Origin of the sequence: Dyadobacter bucti, assembly GCF_005869225.1 — a bacterium.
In the GTDB taxonomy this organism is placed as follows: domain Bacteria; phylum Bacteroidota; class Bacteroidia; order Cytophagales; family Spirosomataceae; genus Dyadobacter; species Dyadobacter bucti.
Genome location: NZ_SWFP01000007.1, coordinates 133,904 through 152,427 on the forward strand (window position 1 = coordinate 133,904; position 18,524 = coordinate 152,427).

The 18,524-nt window shown below is 45.5% G+C and carries 22 protein-coding genes; 10 read left to right on the forward strand and 12 right to left on the reverse strand.

Annotation, left to right across the window (positions count from 1 at the left end):
- The first annotated feature begins 200 nt into the window (after positions 1–200).
- Positions 201–563, forward strand: a complete 363-nt coding sequence (locus FBF61_RS22260) for a hypothetical protein (RefSeq protein ID WP_138481528.1) — start codon at positions 201–203, stop codon at positions 561–563.
- Here the strand turns inward: FBF61_RS22260 and FBF61_RS22265 are convergent.
- From FBF61_RS22265 to FBF61_RS22320, 12 genes are all read right to left on the reverse strand, one after another.
- On the reverse strand, positions 540–4,691 hold the full coding sequence (locus tag FBF61_RS22265) for a tape measure protein (RefSeq protein ID WP_138481530.1): 4,152 nt from the start codon (positions 4,689–4,691) through the stop codon (positions 540–542). The two genes, FBF61_RS22260 and FBF61_RS22265, sit on opposite strands and share 24 nt — an antisense overlap.
- Positions 4,691–4,876, reverse strand: a complete 186-nt coding sequence (locus tag FBF61_RS22270) for a hypothetical protein (protein WP_138481533.1) — start codon at positions 4,874–4,876, stop codon at positions 4,691–4,693. The genes FBF61_RS22265 and FBF61_RS22270 overlap by 1 nt, the downstream gene beginning before the upstream one ends.
- 38 nt (positions 4,877–4,914) lie before the next feature.
- Positions 4,915–5,436, reverse strand: a complete 522-nt coding sequence (locus tag FBF61_RS22275; RefSeq protein ID WP_138481535.1) for a hypothetical protein — start codon at positions 5,434–5,436, stop codon at positions 4,915–4,917.
- A gap of 65 nt (positions 5,437–5,501) precedes the next feature.
- On the reverse strand, positions 5,502–6,008 hold the full coding sequence (locus FBF61_RS22280; RefSeq protein WP_138481537.1) for a hypothetical protein: 507 nt from the start codon (positions 6,006–6,008) through the stop codon (positions 5,502–5,504).
- A 47-nt stretch (positions 6,009–6,055) separates the two neighbouring features.
- On the reverse strand, positions 6,056–6,460 hold the full coding sequence (locus tag FBF61_RS22285) for a hypothetical protein (protein ID WP_138481539.1): 405 nt from the start codon (positions 6,458–6,460) through the stop codon (positions 6,056–6,058).
- Positions 6,457–6,954 (reverse strand): hypothetical protein, encoded by a 498-nt coding sequence (locus FBF61_RS22290; RefSeq protein WP_138481541.1) that lies wholly within the window; start codon positions 6,952–6,954, stop codon positions 6,457–6,459. The genes FBF61_RS22285 and FBF61_RS22290 overlap by 4 nt, the downstream gene beginning before the upstream one ends.
- Positions 6,945–7,259: a hypothetical protein gene (locus FBF61_RS22295; RefSeq protein ID WP_138481543.1), complete on the reverse strand. Its 315-nt coding sequence runs from the start codon at positions 7,257–7,259 to the stop codon at positions 6,945–6,947. Before FBF61_RS22295 ends, FBF61_RS22290 begins: the two co-directional genes overlap by 10 nt.
- Positions 7,259–7,588 carry a DUF6706 family protein gene (locus tag FBF61_RS22300; RefSeq protein WP_138481545.1) on the reverse strand — a complete coding sequence of 110 codons (330 nt, stop codon included), beginning with the start codon at positions 7,586–7,588 and terminating at the stop codon, positions 7,259–7,261. The genes FBF61_RS22295 and FBF61_RS22300 overlap by 1 nt, the downstream gene beginning before the upstream one ends.
- Positions 7,588–7,917 carry a hypothetical protein gene (locus tag FBF61_RS22305; RefSeq protein WP_138481547.1) on the reverse strand — a complete coding sequence of 110 codons (330 nt, stop codon included), beginning with the start codon at positions 7,915–7,917 and terminating at the stop codon, positions 7,588–7,590. Before FBF61_RS22305 ends, FBF61_RS22300 begins: the two co-directional genes overlap by 1 nt.
- Positions 7,917–9,005: a major capsid protein gene (locus FBF61_RS22310; RefSeq protein WP_138481549.1), complete on the reverse strand. Its 1,089-nt coding sequence runs from the start codon at positions 9,003–9,005 to the stop codon at positions 7,917–7,919. The genes FBF61_RS22305 and FBF61_RS22310 overlap by 1 nt, the downstream gene beginning before the upstream one ends.
- A gap of 37 nt (positions 9,006–9,042) precedes the next feature.
- Positions 9,043–9,441: a hypothetical protein gene (locus tag FBF61_RS22315; protein ID WP_138481551.1), complete on the reverse strand. Its 399-nt coding sequence runs from the start codon at positions 9,439–9,441 to the stop codon at positions 9,043–9,045.
- A gap of 7 nt (positions 9,442–9,448) precedes the next feature.
- The gene (locus tag FBF61_RS22320; protein WP_138481553.1) at positions 9,449–10,141 is read right to left on the reverse strand and encodes a hypothetical protein; all 693 of its coding nucleotides are present in this window, start codon (positions 10,139–10,141) and stop codon (positions 9,449–9,451) included.
- A gap of 244 nt (positions 10,142–10,385) precedes the next feature.
- Here FBF61_RS22320 and FBF61_RS22325 point away from each other — a divergent pair, with 244 nt between their 5' ends.
- The 9 genes from FBF61_RS22325 to FBF61_RS22360 all read left to right on the forward strand — a co-directional run bounded on the left by FBF61_RS22325 (position 10,386) and on the right by FBF61_RS22360 (position 18,522).
- Positions 10,386–10,799 carry a hypothetical protein gene (locus FBF61_RS22325; protein WP_138481555.1) on the forward strand — a complete coding sequence of 138 codons (414 nt, stop codon included), beginning with the start codon at positions 10,386–10,388 and terminating at the stop codon, positions 10,797–10,799.
- Position 10,800: 1 nt separating this feature from the next.
- Positions 10,801–13,377, forward strand: a complete 2,577-nt coding sequence (locus tag FBF61_RS22330) for a hypothetical protein (RefSeq protein WP_138481557.1) — start codon at positions 10,801–10,803, stop codon at positions 13,375–13,377.
- A gap of 256 nt (positions 13,378–13,633) precedes the next feature.
- Complete coding sequence (locus tag FBF61_RS35300; RefSeq protein WP_262712827.1) at positions 13,634–13,762, forward strand: hypothetical protein; 129 nt, start codon at positions 13,634–13,636, stop codon at positions 13,760–13,762.
- A 209-nt stretch (positions 13,763–13,971) separates the two neighbouring features.
- A complete protein-coding gene (locus FBF61_RS22335; protein ID WP_138481559.1) occupies positions 13,972–16,038 on the forward strand; it encodes a hypothetical protein in 2,067 nt (688 codons plus the stop codon).
- A gap of 37 nt (positions 16,039–16,075) precedes the next feature.
- On the forward strand, positions 16,076–16,402 hold the full coding sequence (locus FBF61_RS22340) for a hypothetical protein (protein WP_138481561.1): 327 nt from the start codon (positions 16,076–16,078) through the stop codon (positions 16,400–16,402).
- Complete coding sequence (locus FBF61_RS22345) at positions 16,380–16,721, forward strand: hypothetical protein (RefSeq protein WP_138481563.1); 342 nt, start codon at positions 16,380–16,382, stop codon at positions 16,719–16,721. The genes FBF61_RS22340 and FBF61_RS22345 overlap by 23 nt, the downstream gene beginning before the upstream one ends.
- Entirely contained in the window at positions 16,721–17,164 is a 444-nt protein-coding gene (locus FBF61_RS22350) for a M15 family metallopeptidase (RefSeq protein ID WP_138481565.1), read from the forward strand. The genes FBF61_RS22345 and FBF61_RS22350 overlap by 1 nt, the downstream gene beginning before the upstream one ends.
- A gap of 6 nt (positions 17,165–17,170) precedes the next feature.
- On the forward strand, positions 17,171–18,232 hold the full coding sequence (locus FBF61_RS22355) for a patatin-like phospholipase family protein (RefSeq protein WP_138481567.1): 1,062 nt from the start codon (positions 17,171–17,173) through the stop codon (positions 18,230–18,232).
- Positions 18,232–18,522, forward strand: coding sequence for a hypothetical protein (locus FBF61_RS22360; RefSeq protein ID WP_138481569.1), 291 nt, complete (start codon positions 18,232–18,234; stop codon positions 18,520–18,522). The genes FBF61_RS22355 and FBF61_RS22360 overlap by 1 nt, the downstream gene beginning before the upstream one ends.
- The last annotated feature ends 2 nt before the right edge of the window (positions 18,523–18,524 follow it).

An 18,524-nucleotide genomic window follows, 5' to 3' on the forward strand; every position in this document is an offset into this window, starting at 1 on the left:
ATCAACCATTAAACATGGACCGCAATTTACTATTCGGCAAATCACATCTAAATTAGACCAAGCAAATATCTTCAAGAAGTCGGAACCAAATACCCGTTCAACTCTGAATGTTCCCCCTTTCTTCGCTGCACTAGCCATTTAATCAGAATTCGGGGGAATTATTGGATTAACGGTTAATTTTGTGGAAACAGACCTTCCAGATGAAATATCTTGTTTTTATATTATTGTTCTCGGCAACGGCAAGTGCCCAAGTCTTTGTCAATGGCGCCAACATCAACACTGTCAGGGAAATCAAAGTAATCGAGCTTATTGTCTTAGAAGACTTTGTTGCATCACCCAACATCACCGCTTCTATCGATTACGGCCAAGAGCGTAAAGAACTTGAAGGCAAGATTACCAACGCAGCTGGTGAAAAAGTGAAATTCGGATCCATTGTCTGGGCAATAAATTACCTAGAAAATAGAGGATGGGAGTACGTCAATAACTCAATTATACAAAAAGGGCGTGGCGTAATTTACCGTTACTATTTCCGGAGAAAATCAACCGCCTCCGATGGAGCGTAGCCAATCATAATTCAATGCTCTGCGGATTTCTGCCAAATCCTGCCTCATCGCGTATAGTTCTTGAGTGTTTTTACTAATTGCCGCCAGTTCAAACAATGAGCTTCTGGCTACGATTAAATGATCGGCTTGAATAATTCTCATTGCCGTAATTTGACCCTCCAAAATGTTAACTGACTCCTGCGAAGCCCCTGTAATGACCCCTTGCTGAGCTTTTGGCGCACTGCCTGAATTGCCATTTAGATCAACGCCGGTTACTGCCTCTATCTGATCAAATTTCTTCTGTCCATCTTCAATGATCTTGTTGTAAAGAGCTTTTAATTCCGCGATCTCGGCATCCGTGAGCGTGTAGTCACTTAGAGAATATTCAGAGAATTTATCATAGAACGCCTTCATATCTGCGTCCAGAAGATTTGCTTTCAATGAATTTTGGACCGCCTTCAACATCATTTGCTCGAAATCCTCTGCAAAATCCATGGCGGATCGCTTACCATCAATAAAGCCTTGGACAATACTATCAACAATACCCTCTTCGGTCGTTCCAGTATAATAGGCTTTAAGCTCATTCATCAATTCCTTTTGCTGGGCAACCGCATCATTATATGTGTTGATCAGGTCTTCCAACGCTTTGACGTCCGCCTCAACCACTTCTTTCCCGTACAGCTTCCCTCCCCCCCTTTTAATCTCTGCAAGAAGGTTAATGTAGTCCTCAATATCTTGAAACCCGGATGTATCAACGCTTTCAAATTGATACTCTATTTTGGTCTTCGCTTTTCCGCCAGTCATTAGATTTGTCCAGAAGCCGCCAAACCCTTTATTCTCAACTTTCGTATTGAACACTGGATCAACAAATATCTCTTTTTGGGAGGCAATGGTGTCAACTGTTAGCTGTTGTAGTCGAGTAAGCGCATCTTCCTGCTGTTTGGCATATTGATCATAGAGTGAAAGCACTCCTTCTGCCCTATCCACTCCTTTTAAATCGTCAAGCAAAACGCGTTGGCGCTCCAATAGATAATTGATACCTTCCAGCTCATTGGCCAAATTCTGGTAATTCTCTACCTGGGCATCCATTGCGGTAGCCAAATCCGAAGCCTTCAACATGGCATCTCTGGCTGAAGTGATAGCGAAAGTGATTATCCCGACAATGCTACCGACCTGATCAGCAGTTGATGCGCTACTATCCATTAAGGTTGAAATGTCGTTGAGCGCAGCGCTGATCTGCTTGAAGGAAATAGAAAATGATTTGGAGATATTGATGCTAGTATCACCCAAAATTGAATCAAGGATGCCGGCAGCTTCTTTTAGCCCGTCGGACGTATCTTTGTTCAACTCTCGTTTGGTGTTGGCCAATAGCAATTCGAGCTTTTTCCGCTCTTCGATCGATAATTTTTCCTTTTTAAGGGCCTCGTCAATATCTGCAATCCTGGCTTTAATCTGCTTCCGACCATAGTCAAGATATTGTTGATATATTTTCTTGTATGAATCCGACTGCTCAAATTCTACATCTTTGATCGCATCTAATTCCTCGTTTTTCTTTAGTTCTATTGCCTTTAATTGTCCCTCCAGTTCGTCTCCACTAGAATTTTTCTGAGCCAACACCTTCAATTCCAAGTATCTTTTCTCGATTTGTAAGACCTTGGCTCCATTGGCATTTGCCTCGACCAGAAAATCACTCAGCATCAACTGCAATTCCCTTTTTATAGATTGTCTCATTTCGGAGACTTGCTTTAGTTTTTCGAAATCGTCCTCTGTTTTCGGAGTTCCAAGGCCCGATTGAATTGCGGCCAGATTATCTAAGGCCTCAGATAAAGAGCCTGCGCTTTGCTCAGCCTCGATCAACTGTTTGTTGAATAACTCAATCCCCGAATCCTTTCCTGTGACACGGTTTTTTTCGGTGTTAAGCAAATCGAGTTTGCTGCTATCTGCCTGGTTTAAAGGTGTAAAATCATTCAGAGATTGTAGTTTTCTAATCTCTGAATTTATATAATCCAGATATGACTCATTCCCAGCAACCAAGTTTTTGAATTGCTCATCTGCGGCTTTCTTCCCGTAAGCATCGACCCAGCGCTGATAAAGTTCATACTGCTGTTTTTTCAGTGCGATTTCTTCCTCAAATGACTTGACAGCGTAAAGTTTCCGGATGTCCTCGGCCTTCTTCTCGGCTTCGGTTTTGATCTGCATTTGCTGAGAAAGGACACTGGTATTACTACCAGGCGTTTTGTCGATTACTTCCTGGGCTTTTCTGGCAATTTCCTCCCAATACGAGATCGATCCGAACGGGCCAATTTTATCAGCGTCCTTTTTATACTTCTGCTGCTCTTTGGTTAACTCGCCAGTTATTGCCCGACGCTTGGCATCAAGAGCATCGATTTGCTTTTGAAGTTGTTTGTATTCTGAGTTCGAAGAAGCGGTTTCCTGTTGCTCTTGAAGTGACTTAATGGAATCTGTGTAGAATTTAACCGTTTGGTCGGCATCTGACTTCTCATCAGAGATTGCTTTTTGTCTCTGTTGCCTGCGCGCCTCAATTCCCTCCCGCGACTTTTGAACAAGTGTCTTTTCGTAGTCTTCTAGTTCTTTAATTGCTTGCTCCCTGTTTCGTCGGGTAATTACATCTGCCTCTTTTTGCAAGTCGACTTTGCCTCCTGAAAAGCTTTGAGCCAAAGCCAACCCCGTGCCCTCCAAAACAGAAGGGAGAAATTCTTTATCGGCGCTCCCTGACTTTAGTTCTTTGATCCGCTCCCTGGTCTTCTGTTTCTCGTCGTACAAATTCTGCTGAACCATCCGCTCTTTCATTGCTCGAACGGTTGCTTCAATTGCCTTTGTGCTTTCGTCTGTGGCGATGTTCTCCAAAGTAAGCGCACTTAAATGTCTGGGTGAAAGTGCGATGAGTTCCTGTAACTTTTGTTTCCGCTCTTCCTGTGATTTGGTTTCGTCCTGTATTGATTTCTTTAATTGATCAACCTTGATTTTCCGTTGGATATCGACCTTGTCCGACTTCTCGATTTCACCATTGAGACGCTGCTGGGCCTTTTGGGCTTCCGTGGCAGTATCGCGGAACAGTGCAACCGCCGTCACCAAAGTAACCAGGGCCGTCGCAGCTATGACATAAGGATTGGCTTTGGTAACCAGATTGAAGAAAATCTGAGCATCAGCAGCCGAATGAATTGAAAGAGCGAGATCGCGGTACATTTTCGCTGCGGCGATAGCAGCTGGCAAGGCTTGAACAGCGGCAGTTGCGATAATAGCTGCGCGGTACGCACCATAGGTAGCGACGATCGTCGTCAGAACATCCAACAGTGGTTCATAATTCTGAACTATCAGAGTGGCAAATTTGATTGAATCTCCCAATACTGCTTCTTGCGATTTCCCTATGTCGTTAAACATTATTTCAATCGCATCCTTTAACTGCGAAGTGAGGCCAGTGAGTGATTTGCTCTGTTTTTCCATTAAATTGAAAAACATCCCCCCTTCACCAGTCATGTTTTTAAACGCCTTTTCGACTTCCGGAAATCCTACTTTCCCTTGCTCAACAAACTCATTGACCTTATCGACATTCGTTCCAAGAACCTTAGCCAGCTCTGCATAAATTGGTATTCCTCGTCCAGCAAATTGTCTTATATCAACGGCATACGCTCGACCTTGCGACCTCAATGTTCCGTACAGATAGGTGAGATCACCAATGGGAACGGAGATGCCTGCGGACACATCACCAAGCATCCGGAGTTCTTTGACAACATCTTGCGAGGCAGATCCATAGGCTAAAAGCTGTTTTGTTGCATTTGCCGCGTCTTTTAGTCCAAAAGGAGTTTGAGCCGCGAGTTGGACGACTTCCCCTAAAAGCTTATCGGCTTTAGCCTTGTTCCCCAACATAGTGGTAAAGGCAATTTCCAATTGCTGGAATTCGCCTCTGACCTGAATAAGCTTTTGGGGAAGTTGTGAAAGCTCAGTGAAAGCAAAATAACCGGCGGCGGCCCTACCAAGCTTTGAAAATGTGTCGTCAATCTTTTGAGATTCCTTTACCGCTGTATTACTTAGGCCCTGAACATCCCGAATCATTTCATTGATCCCGGCACGAAACTTGGCGTTTGCAAGGATGGCTTCGTAAGAGAGCGCCCCGTCGGTAGTATTCATTATCGTTCTAGTGTGCCGTGGTAGTTCATTAATTGTTTCATCAGGCCCTCATGCGATAGCATCTTGCCCTTTTCCGAATCCGCCTCTTTATTCTTTTTGGATTTGTAGGTAGGAGCATCGATGAGCATTCTCTGGATGACTGCCCAAGGAATCTCCCACATCAATTCATGGTAAGTGATTTTCATGTGGGTAAGGATAGAGCCGCGCGAACCGTAAGGACTGTTTAGTCCTCGATGTTCAGATCCTCCATCAGCTGCGTCTCCGGCATTTGAGGGGTCGTCGTCCTCCTCGCTGCGCTCAGGTATCTGATAGAGTTTATAAAATCCCCATAGTAGCTCATCTGAAGAATGATCAGCGTAAGTTTAAAGAGCATGCGCGAATTGATTCGCCAATAGAAGTAATCAGCCAGGAAAGGGAAGATAAACCGGAAGAGCGGGCTATTGCCAAGCACTGCGATTGCCACGATCCGCGCGCACCGTTTTGTATGCTTTTTGGTCAGGTTTTTAGCCTCTTTCAGATAGGGGTCTTTTTCAAGCAACTCCTCATCCAGATCAAGCTTGATATATTCGTCCGAAAGCCTGTCCATGACTCCCAGGGGCGGGCTTTTAATGTGGAATTTGCGGAGTTTGGTTTTACTCAGTGAACCCGTCCAGCGCTTGGGAACTTCAAAAAACATCCCGCGACTATTGAGAAGGTCAAGTTCTTTCTGTTCTGCTTCCCTGGGATCAAATGGCTGTTCTTCCATAGTGTGTATTGAATAAAAGCCTCAACTGGGAGGCTTTTATGTCTGTTATGATGTGAATTACAGTATTACGCGACTTTCGGCCCGAATTTCCATGGCCCTGTATTCGCTTTATCAGGCTTGAGAACCGAAAGCAAAAGCTGAGCAGTGAACAATCCGTCTTTCTGAAGATTGTAAGCAGCCTTTGCGGAGATCTGAACGCGAACGAAAGTGAGGTAAAATCCTTTTTTGGGAACAATACGAATTGACTTTTCAATGGTCTGCGCCTGCAAAGGTGCCTCCCAAACTTTGGCGTCTCCGGAACCGGTTACGGCCCCACCGAAATAATCAACCATTTTATCAGGTGTCATATCCATGACGGACATGTTCAAAGTAAGCGCTCCCTGAGTCACATCCTTGTCGAGTGGTTGATCTGACTGGATGGACATAAAATCTTTTGTCGTCGGATCAGCCTGGGTCAATGATGCAGTTTCATCCGCATAAACCGCCCCGACTGTTTCCCAGACGGTTGCAACACCGCCATCTTCGGCTATATCGCCAAATTCGACATCACTGGTACCCCTGGTTACTGCCATTGTCGTGTGTGTTTATTATTAGTGTGTGTGATTACCGGTTACCCGGCTTATGCATTATAAATCGTATGATCAATTCTGAAATTGATATAGTGTTGTCCTATATCCGGCTCTTGAAACACTCCCTGACCGGCAACCCAAAAATCATGATCATCAGTACTGAATTCTTTCAAGAGCTCAATAGCCAAATCGGAGAGAACCTTTATCCTTCCCGAGTCCTTGATATTGTGGTTCGAAGAGCCTGGAACGGAAACGTCCTTTACATAAATGTTGACATTAGCAACCGCTCTCTGAATTCCTCCTACCGTGATGGTCAGCGAATTGATGACAATGTCCTCGAGTTCAGACCCTGCGGCCCTTTCTCCCATCCAAACCCCGCCATTACAAGCCAAATCCAGATCACTACCTTTGATATGTTCAAACAGAATGGACTCAACATCGGAAGTGGTTCTCATGTCATTCGGTTAATATTGGCCTTCAACTGCGAAACCATTCGAGGCAAATGTTCTTTGGCGTAAAGCTCTGAGCTCGTCAGAACGTCCTTGCCTTTCGATTCGACCGCCGCAGCGTAATTCATTCCTGCAACGACGATCAGCACGTAACCTCTGGGATATCCTTTTGCCAGACTTTCCGCGAAGCTTTTCCCGGTTTGTACCCCGTCGGCAGATCCTTTGGTCGTCTTTGTTTTTCCAGCCTTGGTTGTGCTGGTCACTGATGCCGACCGTTTGAAATCCCCTTTTATGATCACCCCGTCTTTCAACAGGACATAACCAATCGAATTTCTAAGGTTTCCCGTTTGGTCTTTGTAAGTATCCAGTGAGCGGGCAACGTTGACACATTGTTCTCCCAGGTACTGCAGCCGGTTTACAATCGCTTTGTCGATCCTTGCCATCCGGTCCTCCAAGGACTTTCGGATATCGCCGATCTTGAAAGTTGGTCTTAGGCCCATATCCTGCAATTGAAAAGACCTTCTGAAAACAATTTAACCGTACCTTTCAACCTGACCTCTGCCCCATTTCTGACCTCGATTGTATCCCCGTTATTGAGCTTTGGACAGTTCTTTGGCGTGTAAATGATCGATGAATAGTCATAGAAACTACCGTCGTTCAGATCATGCTTTGTACCGTTTTCAGTCTCATCCCGGCAAGCCGAAACGTTGATCCATGAATCAGTGCCTGGTATGATATGCCCATGCGCATTCTGATAGCCGCCTTCGGTCGTCTTTACGAAAAGCTGATATGGATACTGGGGCATTACCATCGGTTACTGACGTTTTTAAGCGTTGGCTTTGGAAAGTGCTGCTCGATAAGCTGAGCGCAGCCGCTTTGTTTTACCAAAAGACCGATAGCGCCGGACGAAACCGGATCTGAGTACTCAATACTGTAATTGCCCTCCGAAACCCTTTTTACGCTTTGTGCGGTTTGGATTTCAGATATCACCAAGCCATAAATCGCGCAGTTGTTTGCTGGATTGTAATCTTGATCAAGATCGATCCCGGCAAGCTCGGCGGCAATGGCTAAACGTTCATCAGAAACGCTCGCATTGCTGCCGATCAAATGCTTTATGGCTTGGAGGTTGGTCATTACTGTTTCTGATTTTCAGCAGCAGCTTTCGCTTCCTGTTCAGCTTTCAGTTTTGCAGCGGCATCGGCCTCTTGCGCGGCCTTCTCAGCAGCAGCTTTCGCAGCATCGTCAGTAGGCTCTGATTTTGGTTTAACGGTCTTCTTTGGCGCCTCAATCAAGCCACGGCTCACAAGGCTTTCGAGCAATGCTTCGTCAAAATGACTCACATCATCACCTTCTTCATAAGCCTTCTCAAAGTTGTCCCTGTCGCGAAACGGAGACAAAACCAGGTACCCGGATGAGACTTCCTGAGCCTCATCCGGGGTTTTGGTGGTGTTTTTCTTAGCCATTATGCTTGAACTGTTTTAGAATCCAAAAGGTAGATCTGGTCTACGTTGGTCAGAACCGGCAGGGCCATCGCTTGTGAAGTGGTAAATTCCGCGAGTGAAGGCTGGTTGGTGCGATATTTCGATACCAAAACAAACTCATCGGCAACCTGATATTCTACACCAGCTACCGGAGCGTCAATTTCGGCTAGAGTCGTCCATGTAAGTGTTCCTACAGTTTCACCGGGCAAGAAGGCTACTTGTCCATCAACCCATGGTTTATAGTTGCTTCGAACCCCATTTCTTTCGATCCGGATAGTCCTATCAACAACCTCTACCGTGAATTGGTATTTCTTGCGAAGCACTGTATTTAATTGATCAATGTCAGGTGCAAAAAGTGTAGTTCCTGATGGTTGGTTTATTGAATTCGCGTATGCTTCTTTAACCTGAGTGGTAGCAACAAGGTTGTCAAATGCCGTGTTGTCGAGCATCACTTTTCCAATTGCATTCCCATCCCCGCTCACTTTCTTCCGTAGCCTTTGAATGTCGTCTAACGGAGTCGCCGAAGCGGCGTTTGACCATACTACAGCTACACCAAATTTATTCGCTGATGGAATACCATAATCAACCCGAATTCCAGCACCGACATTCTCCATATCTTCGATAACGGTCATTCCTGAGGAGATTGCCTCAAGTAAGTTGCCTTCAAGCCTCTCAGATACCCCGGCAATGCATCGTGGTGTGTCAGCAAATAGCTTCTTAAGCAATTGCGGAATTGTGCTGTTTTGCAATCTCAATATTTGCAACTGCTTTAATTGACTTTCATTCAAAGCAAGCCTCATACCGATTTTTGGAATATCTCCACTAGCTTTACTTACGACGTCGCGCATTTTTAATGGCAATGGCGAATCCATTGCAACAATATCAGCGGCCACGATTGAGCTTGCGGCGGAAATGGACTCCCATTTGCCCGTAGCAGAAAAATCACGCGTCAGCATCGTACGATAGCGATACGTCAAAGGATTTTTCGTGTTATTTAGCGTTTCTACATAAGCCGCAACTAATGGGCCAAAATTGCGCTTGATATACTCGATGAACTGTGACTGTTCCATTTTCTAGTGTGTGTTTCAAATGTTATTTAATGGAAGCTTAGTCTGCCCTCCAAGTGATCGTCGGAACTGCCGTCTTGAATGCCGACAAAATAGACGTCATCGAAAATGGAGTTGCTTCGGGGTTGACCGTACCATTAGTAAGGATGCCTGCCATGGGGAGAGACTTCAAGACCGATGCCCTTAATACACCAACATAGACGTGGTTTGCCGGCAAAGAGCCATAGACAGTGTCATTGGTAGTAAGAGGCATAGGTTTAAAATCTTTCGAAACCGTGTCTTGAATTATGACATGTCCAGCATAGATTACTGCCGGGCCAAAGCCAGTTACATCCAGAGATCGGCCTCCCTCGATGCCATCAAGAGCAAGCTTGATAACCACCGATTCTTTACCAGTATTAATTTGAACACTGGCGCCATTCAGAGTTGTTGTAGCCATTTTTTTATTATGGAAGTATGCTTTTTAACAATGCAGATGCTTCCTCCTTGGAAGCCTCCTTTCCGGCCGCGCCACCTGTCGGAGTGTATGGCCTTTGAGATTGACCCAAACCCTGATCATTAATGGACTGGGAAATTTCAGCTAAATCAGCCTCGGTTTCAGTGATGTAAGTGTCAAAGTCTTCATCCTTTTCGAATGAGATCCGTCCAAAGTCTTTCAGGATCTTCGCTTTGATCTTTTCAGGAGCGTCCTTAATTTTTGATTCAAGAATTTGTTTCCTTGACTCGGAAGTTTTGCCGGATTCGATGGCTGTTAGCTTGTCAGAGAGTTTTTTATTTTCCTCAGCTTGCGCTTTCTGGCTCTCAATCAAAGCTTTTGCCCACTCTGGCACCTCGTCTGAATCTTTTTTTGTAGTCTTTTTGGCGGTTTCGGATTCGACCCCGTCAGATTTCGCTTTTTCAGCGGCTGTTTTGTCTTCTTCCTCTTTATCCTTTTTAGCTTTTTCAGCAGCGGCGATGCGAGCATCGATTTCGGATTGGAAAACTTTCAATATCGGACCGACCCCGTCAACAGCTTCTTCGATTTCGGTTTCTTCTTTTACGCTTTTCTCTAAATAGTCGAGAACCGCATTGATGGCTTTTTGGCTGTACCCAAGCGATTTATACTTGTTTACGAGAACCACTTTGATTTTTTCTTTCATGAAAACCTCATGTGTGTATAGCGTGTGTGTTGAATGCACAAATATAAAAATAAATATATTCTAAAAACAAATGTATTTAAATCATTAAAGAAAATATTTTATTGTCATTTGATGACATTAAAGAATAATATTAAAATGAATATCAATTTATATATGTTTTATTTCAGAATGTATATATTTGCATAATAACACACACTAAGAGAAGGTAATGCGATTGATCAGCACAGTGCTCACACTACTGTTAATGTTGTCAACCCTGGGATCACTTCAGGCGCAGACTACATTCACCATTACCATCCCTCAGGACGTAGCCACTAAAGAGTGGGTTCAGGATTACGTCAAAAAGAAGATTGATAGCCTGAACGCTATTCAGCATGCCCCATTCCCGCCCTGCACTCAAGGCCCCGAGATACGCGAGATAATAACTGCATCGAAAGACTACCTAACCGTAAAATTCCACGGTGTGAATGTCACCTCGCTGGACTACATCATTTTCAATAACGCCCAAATCAGAACGGGGCGATTAAAGCCTGAGTCAAGCACAATCAAATTCAGCTTTAAAGAACTTCCAACCGGGACGTATTCACTGACCCTGAGCGGCGGAATGTGCACAGGTTCAGACACAAAGACATTTAAGATTAAGAACAACACACTATAAAATGAAGGGCATATTTCGTTTACTTCTCTTACTGATATCGCTGCCTGCGCTGAGCCAGTCGACAATCACAGTGCCTTCTTCGGGTACGGTCGCGACCGAGGCATGGGTAAAAGAATACTTCTTCGAGCAGCTTGAAAAGTATGCAATCTCTGATTGTGACCTCAAAGCTGTCGACGTTACTCATGACGGTACGTCGCTTGAATTTGGACTGTCGGGCACACCTCCGGATCTGAACAATTATTCCGTCCGAATCACCAAAGGCTCGCAGATCTGGTATTGGAATGATATCCCATATGTTGCAGGTGAACGACTAAGGATCGAAAACGTACCAAGCATTGATTCAGCTAGGGTAACGATCCGCCCGGTCATTCGACCTACCTGTTACTATTCTTTTGGTTATAATCTTGGAGGGGGTGAAAATCCGGATCCCGGGGAAGATACGACTGTCGTCACTCCTGTTTGTCAGGCTGGCCCGACGATCCTGTCTGTATATAATGTAACAGCATCAGGTCTTACTACCCAGTTTCACGGTAACGGCGTAACCCTTTTACAATATAAGGTAAAAGATGGTACCGGTGCGACCATACGCACAGGTCAGATAGCGCCATCTTCTTCCATTCTGAATATTGGTTTCTCTTCTGACATTACGGCCGGAAGCTACACGCTCAGGCTTGAAGGTGTTTCCTGTATTGGATTTAGTGAAAAACAGTTTACCCTTGAAGTTGGCGGTGGTGGGCCGCCCCCTTCCGGTAATGTCGTAGCCAAACAGGTAACCAAAGGTCTGCCCGAACACATGAACCTGGTGATTACCGGGACAGGTGCAGACAAGAAGATCACAGACCTTGCCACAATCACTCCTCCCGACGGATACGAATTCCGTTATTTTATCAACGACCAAGTTGTTAAGCAGTCGACAAGGCTTATCAACTACCCCTGGCCTTCCGAAGTCCCTCTTGCAGTCTACAAGTTCCAGATCCGGCCAGATGTAAACAGCATTTATACATGGGGTTACGATGAAGGCTGGAAAGACCCGAACGCGGGACGGACATTCAGCTACAATACAACTTGCGCTTTTGCCACGTTCGTTTTCGACGACGAAGCATCAGGATATAATTCTTCCAAGCGGGTTCCGCAATGGATGGATTACCTGCCCGATATGCCCGCAACAGACGGGAAGATCTGGGTTATGCCAAAAGGCCCGATCAACACGATCGATCAGCTCACCTCAAAGGGAGTAACCAACTTTTCAAACTACGAGATTGCCAGTCTTTCAAGTGCGGAGATTAACGCGCTTGCGAATGCAGGGAGGACGTACGACGAAGTACCTCAAACTCAAAGCCAATTAAGCCTACCTGATCGCGGTGCTGGTCAATGGAAACCTGACGGTGTTGGTTGGCCTGGCAACTGGAATACAAGGTTCTTCGATTACACGCCAGGTCAAAGCGAACCTCTTACCAATGAACAAGGGGCAGCCAAAGGCAATCAATACTCCGTCACCCATAGGCTTGTTGTATTTGAAAACAGCGAGCAGGATCACGCGATTGGTACTCAGTGGAGCTTCTGGAAACCTTACTACCAAAACTATACTGCCCGGCATAACTCAAGATTTCCGGGAACGGCACGGGTTGCACATAATTACTTCACCGGCCCCATCAATCAATATCCTGACGGTTCATCCTGGGATAGCAAGAAAGCGGCTTACGGCTCAAATCCTTCTGTATTAGGATATGCGAACAGGTTACAGACAAAGAACTTACTGATTGCTCCGGTTTCAGATTGGCCTCCTTCCAATATGCTTCCGGGCAACAATATGGAGGATGTCAATTCTGCATGCTACGGGTTGTACTTTAATGATATCGGCGATACGCCCAACAATCCTTACCGGATGATCTATAAGGCGCATTTAACCCACAAGGTCAATAAATACCTGTTGGGATTCATGCAGACCTTTTACGAGTGGAACCCTAACAACCTGCAAGAAACCGTCTTTCCGGAAGGCAAATTCTATAAGTATGTGAAGATGCCGCATAGCCCGGCGCAGGTCATTACATACGCCTTTATCAGCCGCGTATTCCTGGATGGATTTATCCCCTTTACCGCCGCCTCGAAAACAGACGGAAATTTCCGCTACGACAAACAATGGTGGGGAAATAGCCTCTGGTATCCCAACGGAGCCACAAGCCCACAGAATAACGATTCATTCCCATACTGGAAACAGCCGGGACAAAACGAAGCCTTTGCAACGTCAGGCTTTGAGGATGCGGTGGGGATCGGGATGTATGAATACTACAAAACATTCATGCAGACGGCTGGCGGGACTCGTCAATTCCTCCGGTACCGATTAGATGGCGGGGCATGGGTTGAAGCACAAAACAACAATCTATATGATGTTGTCGATGCTTTCTACGACAAAAGGGCAATCGTTTTCAGTGAGGTCAAAGCCGGAAAACTGGCGGTTATGTACCTGAACCCCTATGCTGACGGAGCAGTCCGGAATCTTGAATACCAATACAATGGAGTCACTTATTCAATGCCTGTCGCCTCGGTGATGGTGCATGCTAAACTGCATAATTTATGAAAATTGGATTCAAAATTGAAGCGGCAGATACAAATCGTATGAATCCTTGGAATGGACATAAGCACACGGATGGATGTTGGTGTCGATTAACGTACGGTTTTTGGACGGTGGATGCTGGTCGGTACTCACTGATTGATTTTGTTCTACTCTCTGAAATGCCAAGACGCAAGTTCCACTTTTCCAATACAGTGTTCTTTTCACATCGCTACATAAGGTTGAAAATTGGAAAAATATTCATCGAGATCTCATTACCAGTATGACTAAAATCGAAAAAGCAATCCTCCTTGGACTTGTAGCGATCACAGCAGCCGGTATGCTGACACTTTGCTACGGAGCTTATCAAAACCAAAAAAACAGAGAAACGCATGAAGAACCCTGGGGTTAAGAAAGCAACCAGTAAGCCCTGCCAGAGTTGCAAGATAAAATGTGCAAGGCCAAGGGATCCGAGGCGACCAAAGAAAGAAGATAACGAATTACCATAGTTCTTATTGTGCGGTTAATGGTGAGCAAAAGGTGTCGGAAGGTTTTCTGACATCTTTTTAAAAGACCAAAACCCCGATCAAGAAGTAAGAATACCAAAGTACACACACGATAATGAGATTCAAACACACACTATTATCCTTATTGCTTTCATTCTCCTGCTTTGCTCAGGTAGATCTGCATATCCCAAACGCTGGCAACGCAGCTACAAGGGAGTGGGTAAAGGTGTATTTGGATGAGTGGCTTACCCGCGTGCCCCCACCGGTTATCAATCCTCCCGCCGACACTGCGAGCGGGCTTCCTGCATGCACATCCGGGCCGATTATCAATTCAGTAAGCAATGTCACGAAGACGAGCCTCAAAGCTTCTCTTTCCTTCACGGGCGTCACGAGCCTTAACTGGGCAATCTATAAATCTTCGGCGCCTGGTTTGATTTTAAAATCCGGCAACATCTCGCCACTGAACGGTACAAACAATATTAATTGGGTGGGTGACCTCGTTCCGGGCGAACATGTATTGAAAGTTTACGGTGTCAATTGCACAGGTGGTTCGACTTCCAATTTCATTTTAAGCTCAACTCCTACCCCTCTGCCTTGTACTGCTGGGCCGGTTATTCTGAACCTATTCAATGCAACTAGAACTGGATTAATCTTTGAATGGTCGGGGCTCAATGTCCCTGAAATTGTTTGGACAATCAAGCAGGGGGCGACCACAATCCGGTCAGGTTCGTTTGTGACTTCCGGAGCGCAGACTATCAATATCAGCTACACGCAGCTTGGGTTTGGAACGTACGACCTGCAGTTGAACGGGCTTACCTGCCCTACCCAGACAGCAGCAAGGTCATTTACGCTGATTGACAACACTCCTACCCCAACAACGGCAAGAGCATTTTATCTGAACCTGACAGGTTACGGATGGGATCAGGAAGACCCTACTGGCATTCGAGTTGACAATCGAAACATGATTGACGCCTTTGTCAACATGAATTACCAGGGAACCAACTTTAAAGGGATTCAGGGCCTTCGCATAAACATCAAATGGTACGAGTACGAGCCATCAGAAGGAAACTTTCAGGACTCCCGGTTGCTGGCAATATTGAACTGGTGCAAATCCCGTGGAATTAAACTTTCGGTAGCTCTCATTCCATGGAGACGCGAGGGAGATAACATGATCCCAAATGGACACAAATCAACGCTGATCAATGACCGTATCTGGTATGCAGAAGGTTCGTTGCAAGATTTGACCACCTACAAAACCTATCAACCAAGCACCCAGAGCCCTATTGGACGGGAGAAGTTCAGACGCGTCGCACGGCACATGGCCCAAACGCTAAATCAGTTCCCTAATGATGTCGACTACATCTCCACGGCAACCGCGCTTACGGAAGAGTATCAGTTGATCCGCGATGAAAGCCCTATGCTGATGACTGGATACAGCCAGATCGATAAGGAAGCTTGGAACACGTTCGCGGGAGGACTGCCTGTCCCATATCCTGCTAGTTACTCGGATGTTTCAAGCATCGAATCAATGATGTCGACTAGTAACGGTCGAAAATGGTACGAATTCCAGACAAAAGGGCTCAAAGATTTTCATGCTGAATTCGTCGCAGGCGTCAAAGAAGGTGGACTCAGGGCTTGCGGAATGTATGCTGGTGCAGGGGCCCCTTCCGCTGTTTATGATTTCACTTACAAGCTCAACGAGATATACAGCGCCGGGCAACCCAATCAGCCGAACATCATCTATTCATCCGAAGGTGATGCCGGTAGCCAAGGAAGCAAGCTCATGGCAACTGACCTGAACATGGGCACATTCCCAGCGTCGAACTATGCAATTGAATTTGACCCAGAAGACATCGCTGCGAATCAGGTGCACAATCCGCCCTACGGAATCGATTTGAACGGGAACCTCCTTTATCAATATGCATCATCATTTTTCCGGAGAGGTGGCAACATCGTTCATTTCGCAATGTCTTTCGCCCCGAACAAGCTTCATCAGATTTATGAGGCAATGTTCAATCTGCGAAACCAATTCATCGACACTAACTCGGGAATGACCGGAATTGATCAAGGAACACCATTCAACTTCCCGATCACAAATTATACAGGAATGCAAGGATATCGCGGACAATGGTCGGCAAACGGAGGCGGGTTGAACAAACAAGTCAAATTCACATTGCAATGACTTCCCTTCCACACATGAACATTTTAAAAGAAGACCAATGGAAGAATTATTAAGGAACCTGGGGGTTAAGGCCGAAAATATGCTCATGTCATTTTTTGCCGCCACCATATTTGTGATTATCAGGATCTACGAGCCCGAAGTGCCCCTATCCCGAAGAAAGGTGATATACGTGATCACTTCCGGAGCGGCTACGGCTTTGTTAGTCCCTGGCTTAGTGGTGTATTGGTTTAAAGTCGATAATGCATTCATGGCCGGGTTTGCTACCGCCGTGGTAGTGCTCTCATTCGAGTTTATCGTGCAGATAATTAGGGAAAAAGTAATCAGAAAGCTAAAAGACAAAGATGATGGAACTACAATTCATTGAATGGATCGTAAAGGGAGTAACTGTGTTGCTTTGCGGCGGAGTCCTTGCTATTACGCTCATATCGCACAACACATTAAAGACGAAGAACCGGGATGCAGTGAAAGAGCAAATCCGTCGGTCTAACGGAGATACCCTGGGAGGTAAGATATTTTTTTACTGCATCATCCTGTTTTGCCTGAATGGGTTCTATTGGGGGTTGACGGTGTTTACGCAAGGCTTTTTAACTGCTGCGATTGTAGCCGAAAGACTTATCACTTACAGGATTTGCAGAGCAAACAAGGACGGGTTAGGGCGGTTTTTGGCTCGTATTGATTGGTAATGAAGACACAAAAGCAGTTAATCGAGAAGTTCGGCAACCCGGCGGTAGATAACATCACATTTGAAAGAAAATGGATGACATTATGGCATGTTCCGGAAGCTATCGGTGATCATATTCCGGCTATTCCTGGTAAGATATACCTCAATAATCTGATCAAAGAACGCCTTGAAACGACTTTGTTCGCATTGATAGAAGCTGACCTTCATTCGGAGATTAAAACATTTGACGGCTGCTTCAACATACGCAAGAAACGGGGACTAGAAACACTTTCCTTACACGCCTTTGGGATAGCAGTAGATCTTAACGCGGCCTGGAACCAATTAGGCAAGCCAAGTACCTGGAGTAATGATTTTATTGAAGTATGGCGGCGCAATGGATGGGAATGTGGCGCAGACTGGAAGGGACGGATTGATGCAATGCACTTCCAATGGGATAATTTTTAACACACTATGAATAAGGTTAAACACGCTTTTTGCTTCCCTGGTGGTGGTTTTAAAGGGGCCACGCAAGTAGGCTTTCTGAAAGCTGCCATAGAGCACAATATCCATGCAGACATTATCAGCGGCACTTCCGTCGGAACGCTGGTAGGAGCTTTTGCGGCTATGCGCAAGTACAATTTACTTTTCGACCTATGGGATCATGTAGGTAAAACGAATGGTTCTATCATCACAAAAACCTATCTGGCTGAGCTTCGTGACGGAGGTGTTTATCCAAACATCGACCAGATTAAAGACATTCTTACAAATGGGATTGGCTTCAAAGACAAGATCGGGTTAATCACCAAAAAAGGCCAGCAGAAGTTTATCCAGAAAGTAATCGAGAACGGTAAATCCATCGATAAAATCATGGACAACAGCCCGCTCTTCGACTTACTGACACAACACGTATTCAAAAAAGACTTTCAGGCTGACTTCCATTTCACGCTGGTGAGCCTTTATGACGGGAAGTTGTACAAGGTCAATCAAAACAGCTTTGCCGATGATCATAACCTTCGTCTTGGCATGCTGGCAAGTACCGCAATGCCCGGAGTATGGGCTCCGATTCCATGGATCAGGTTAGCCGACGGAACATTTATCCGGGACGCGGTGGACGGTGGACTCAGAATGTCCAGCCCGCTTCCGCTGATTATGTCAAAGCTCACAAAAGGAAATCCATGGAAGGTTTACACTCCGAACGCAAATAGTATCTATCAGTCAATCAATGATCAGAAAAAGAATCTGGTCACCCAGGCGGCTTCTGCTATTGATATACTTCTCAATGAGGGGCTTCAACGGGATATCAAAATGACCGAGAAGATCAACGAATGGGCTTTGAAGTATCCGGAATGGGCAGAGAAGGAAGGGATTGTATATGCCGAGCTCTTCAACATCGAAGTGCCGCTCAACGAGAGAGGCGAAAGTTTGCTCGGTCGAACACTTGACCCGCGGGCAGAATGGATTGAAAAGCGGATCCAGATCGGGTACGAAAGCGCGACTAAGATTTTCCAAAACCTTTCAACTCAGGCGGCATAATGGGCATTTTAATAGGCATGGGCAACATCAACACAGGGTCATTTAAAGCGATGATCAATTCTATGCTTGGCATCCCATCAGGGATTACGAAGGCCCAGCTTCGCTCGACCGATATGGATACATCGAGTATTGTCTCTGTGACTGACATCGGTGATAATTCGGTTGCGATCTTTCTGCCTGACGACACGGAAAGCGAAGACGACGGAGAAACAATATTGGTCGACTCGGTAGGCAAACGATTTGAAATTAAGCCCTTAAAAGACGTAGTACTTAATTCCCCGTATCAATAAAC

What these genes read in the sequence shown, in the direction of transcription:
- FBF61_RS22260 (WP_138481528.1), top strand. Translation starts at nt 201, where the DNA reads ATGAAATATCTTGTTTTTATATTATTGTTCTCGGCAACGGCAAGTGCC.
- FBF61_RS22265 (WP_138481530.1), bottom strand. Translation starts at nt 4,691, where the DNA reads ATGAATACTACCGACGGGGCGCTCTCTTACGAAGCCATCCTTGCAAAC.
- FBF61_RS22270 (WP_138481533.1), bottom strand. Translation starts at nt 4,876, where the DNA reads ATGAAAATCACTTACCATGAATTGATGTGGGAGATTCCTTGGGCAGTC.
- FBF61_RS22275 (WP_138481535.1), bottom strand. Translation starts at nt 5,436, where the DNA reads ATGGAAGAACAGCCATTTGATCCCAGGGAAGCAGAACAGAAAGAACTT.
- FBF61_RS22280 (WP_138481537.1), bottom strand. Translation starts at nt 6,008, where the DNA reads ATGGCAGTAACCAGGGGTACCAGTGATGTCGAATTTGGCGATATAGCC.
- FBF61_RS22285 (WP_138481539.1), bottom strand. Translation starts at nt 6,460, where the DNA reads ATGAGAACCACTTCCGATGTTGAGTCCATTCTGTTTGAACATATCAAA.
- FBF61_RS22290 (WP_138481541.1), bottom strand. Translation starts at nt 6,954, where the DNA reads ATGGGCCTAAGACCAACTTTCAAGATCGGCGATATCCGAAAGTCCTTG.
- FBF61_RS22295 (WP_138481543.1), bottom strand. Translation starts at nt 7,259, where the DNA reads ATGCCCCAGTATCCATATCAGCTTTTCGTAAAGACGACCGAAGGCGGC.
- FBF61_RS22300 (WP_138481545.1), bottom strand. Translation starts at nt 7,588, where the DNA reads ATGACCAACCTCCAAGCCATAAAGCATTTGATCGGCAGCAATGCGAGC.
- FBF61_RS22305 (WP_138481547.1), bottom strand. Translation starts at nt 7,917, where the DNA reads ATGGCTAAGAAAAACACCACCAAAACCCCGGATGAGGCTCAGGAAGTC.
- FBF61_RS22310 (WP_138481549.1), bottom strand. Translation starts at nt 9,005, where the DNA reads ATGGAACAGTCACAGTTCATCGAGTATATCAAGCGCAATTTTGGCCCA.
- FBF61_RS22315 (WP_138481551.1), bottom strand. Translation starts at nt 9,441, where the DNA reads ATGGCTACAACAACTCTGAATGGCGCCAGTGTTCAAATTAATACTGGT.
- FBF61_RS22320 (WP_138481553.1), bottom strand. Translation starts at nt 10,141, where the DNA reads ATGAAAGAAAAAATCAAAGTGGTTCTCGTAAACAAGTATAAATCGCTT.
- FBF61_RS22325 (WP_138481555.1), top strand. Translation starts at nt 10,386, where the DNA reads ATGTTGTCAACCCTGGGATCACTTCAGGCGCAGACTACATTCACCATT.
- FBF61_RS22330 (WP_138481557.1), top strand. Translation starts at nt 10,801, where the DNA reads ATGAAGGGCATATTTCGTTTACTTCTCTTACTGATATCGCTGCCTGCG.
- FBF61_RS35300 (WP_262712827.1), top strand. Translation starts at nt 13,634, where the DNA reads ATGACTAAAATCGAAAAAGCAATCCTCCTTGGACTTGTAGCGATCACA.
- FBF61_RS22335 (WP_138481559.1), top strand. Translation starts at nt 13,972, where the DNA reads ATGAGATTCAAACACACACTATTATCCTTATTGCTTTCATTCTCCTGC.
- FBF61_RS22340 (WP_138481561.1), top strand. Translation starts at nt 16,076, where the DNA reads ATGGAAGAATTATTAAGGAACCTGGGGGTTAAGGCCGAAAATATGCTC.
- FBF61_RS22345 (WP_138481563.1), top strand. Translation starts at nt 16,380, where the DNA reads ATGATGGAACTACAATTCATTGAATGGATCGTAAAGGGAGTAACTGTG.
- FBF61_RS22350 (WP_138481565.1), top strand. Translation starts at nt 16,721, where the DNA reads ATGAAGACACAAAAGCAGTTAATCGAGAAGTTCGGCAACCCGGCGGTA.
- FBF61_RS22355 (WP_138481567.1), top strand. Translation starts at nt 17,171, where the DNA reads ATGAATAAGGTTAAACACGCTTTTTGCTTCCCTGGTGGTGGTTTTAAA.
- FBF61_RS22360 (WP_138481569.1), top strand. Translation starts at nt 18,232, where the DNA reads ATGGGCATTTTAATAGGCATGGGCAACATCAACACAGGGTCATTTAAA.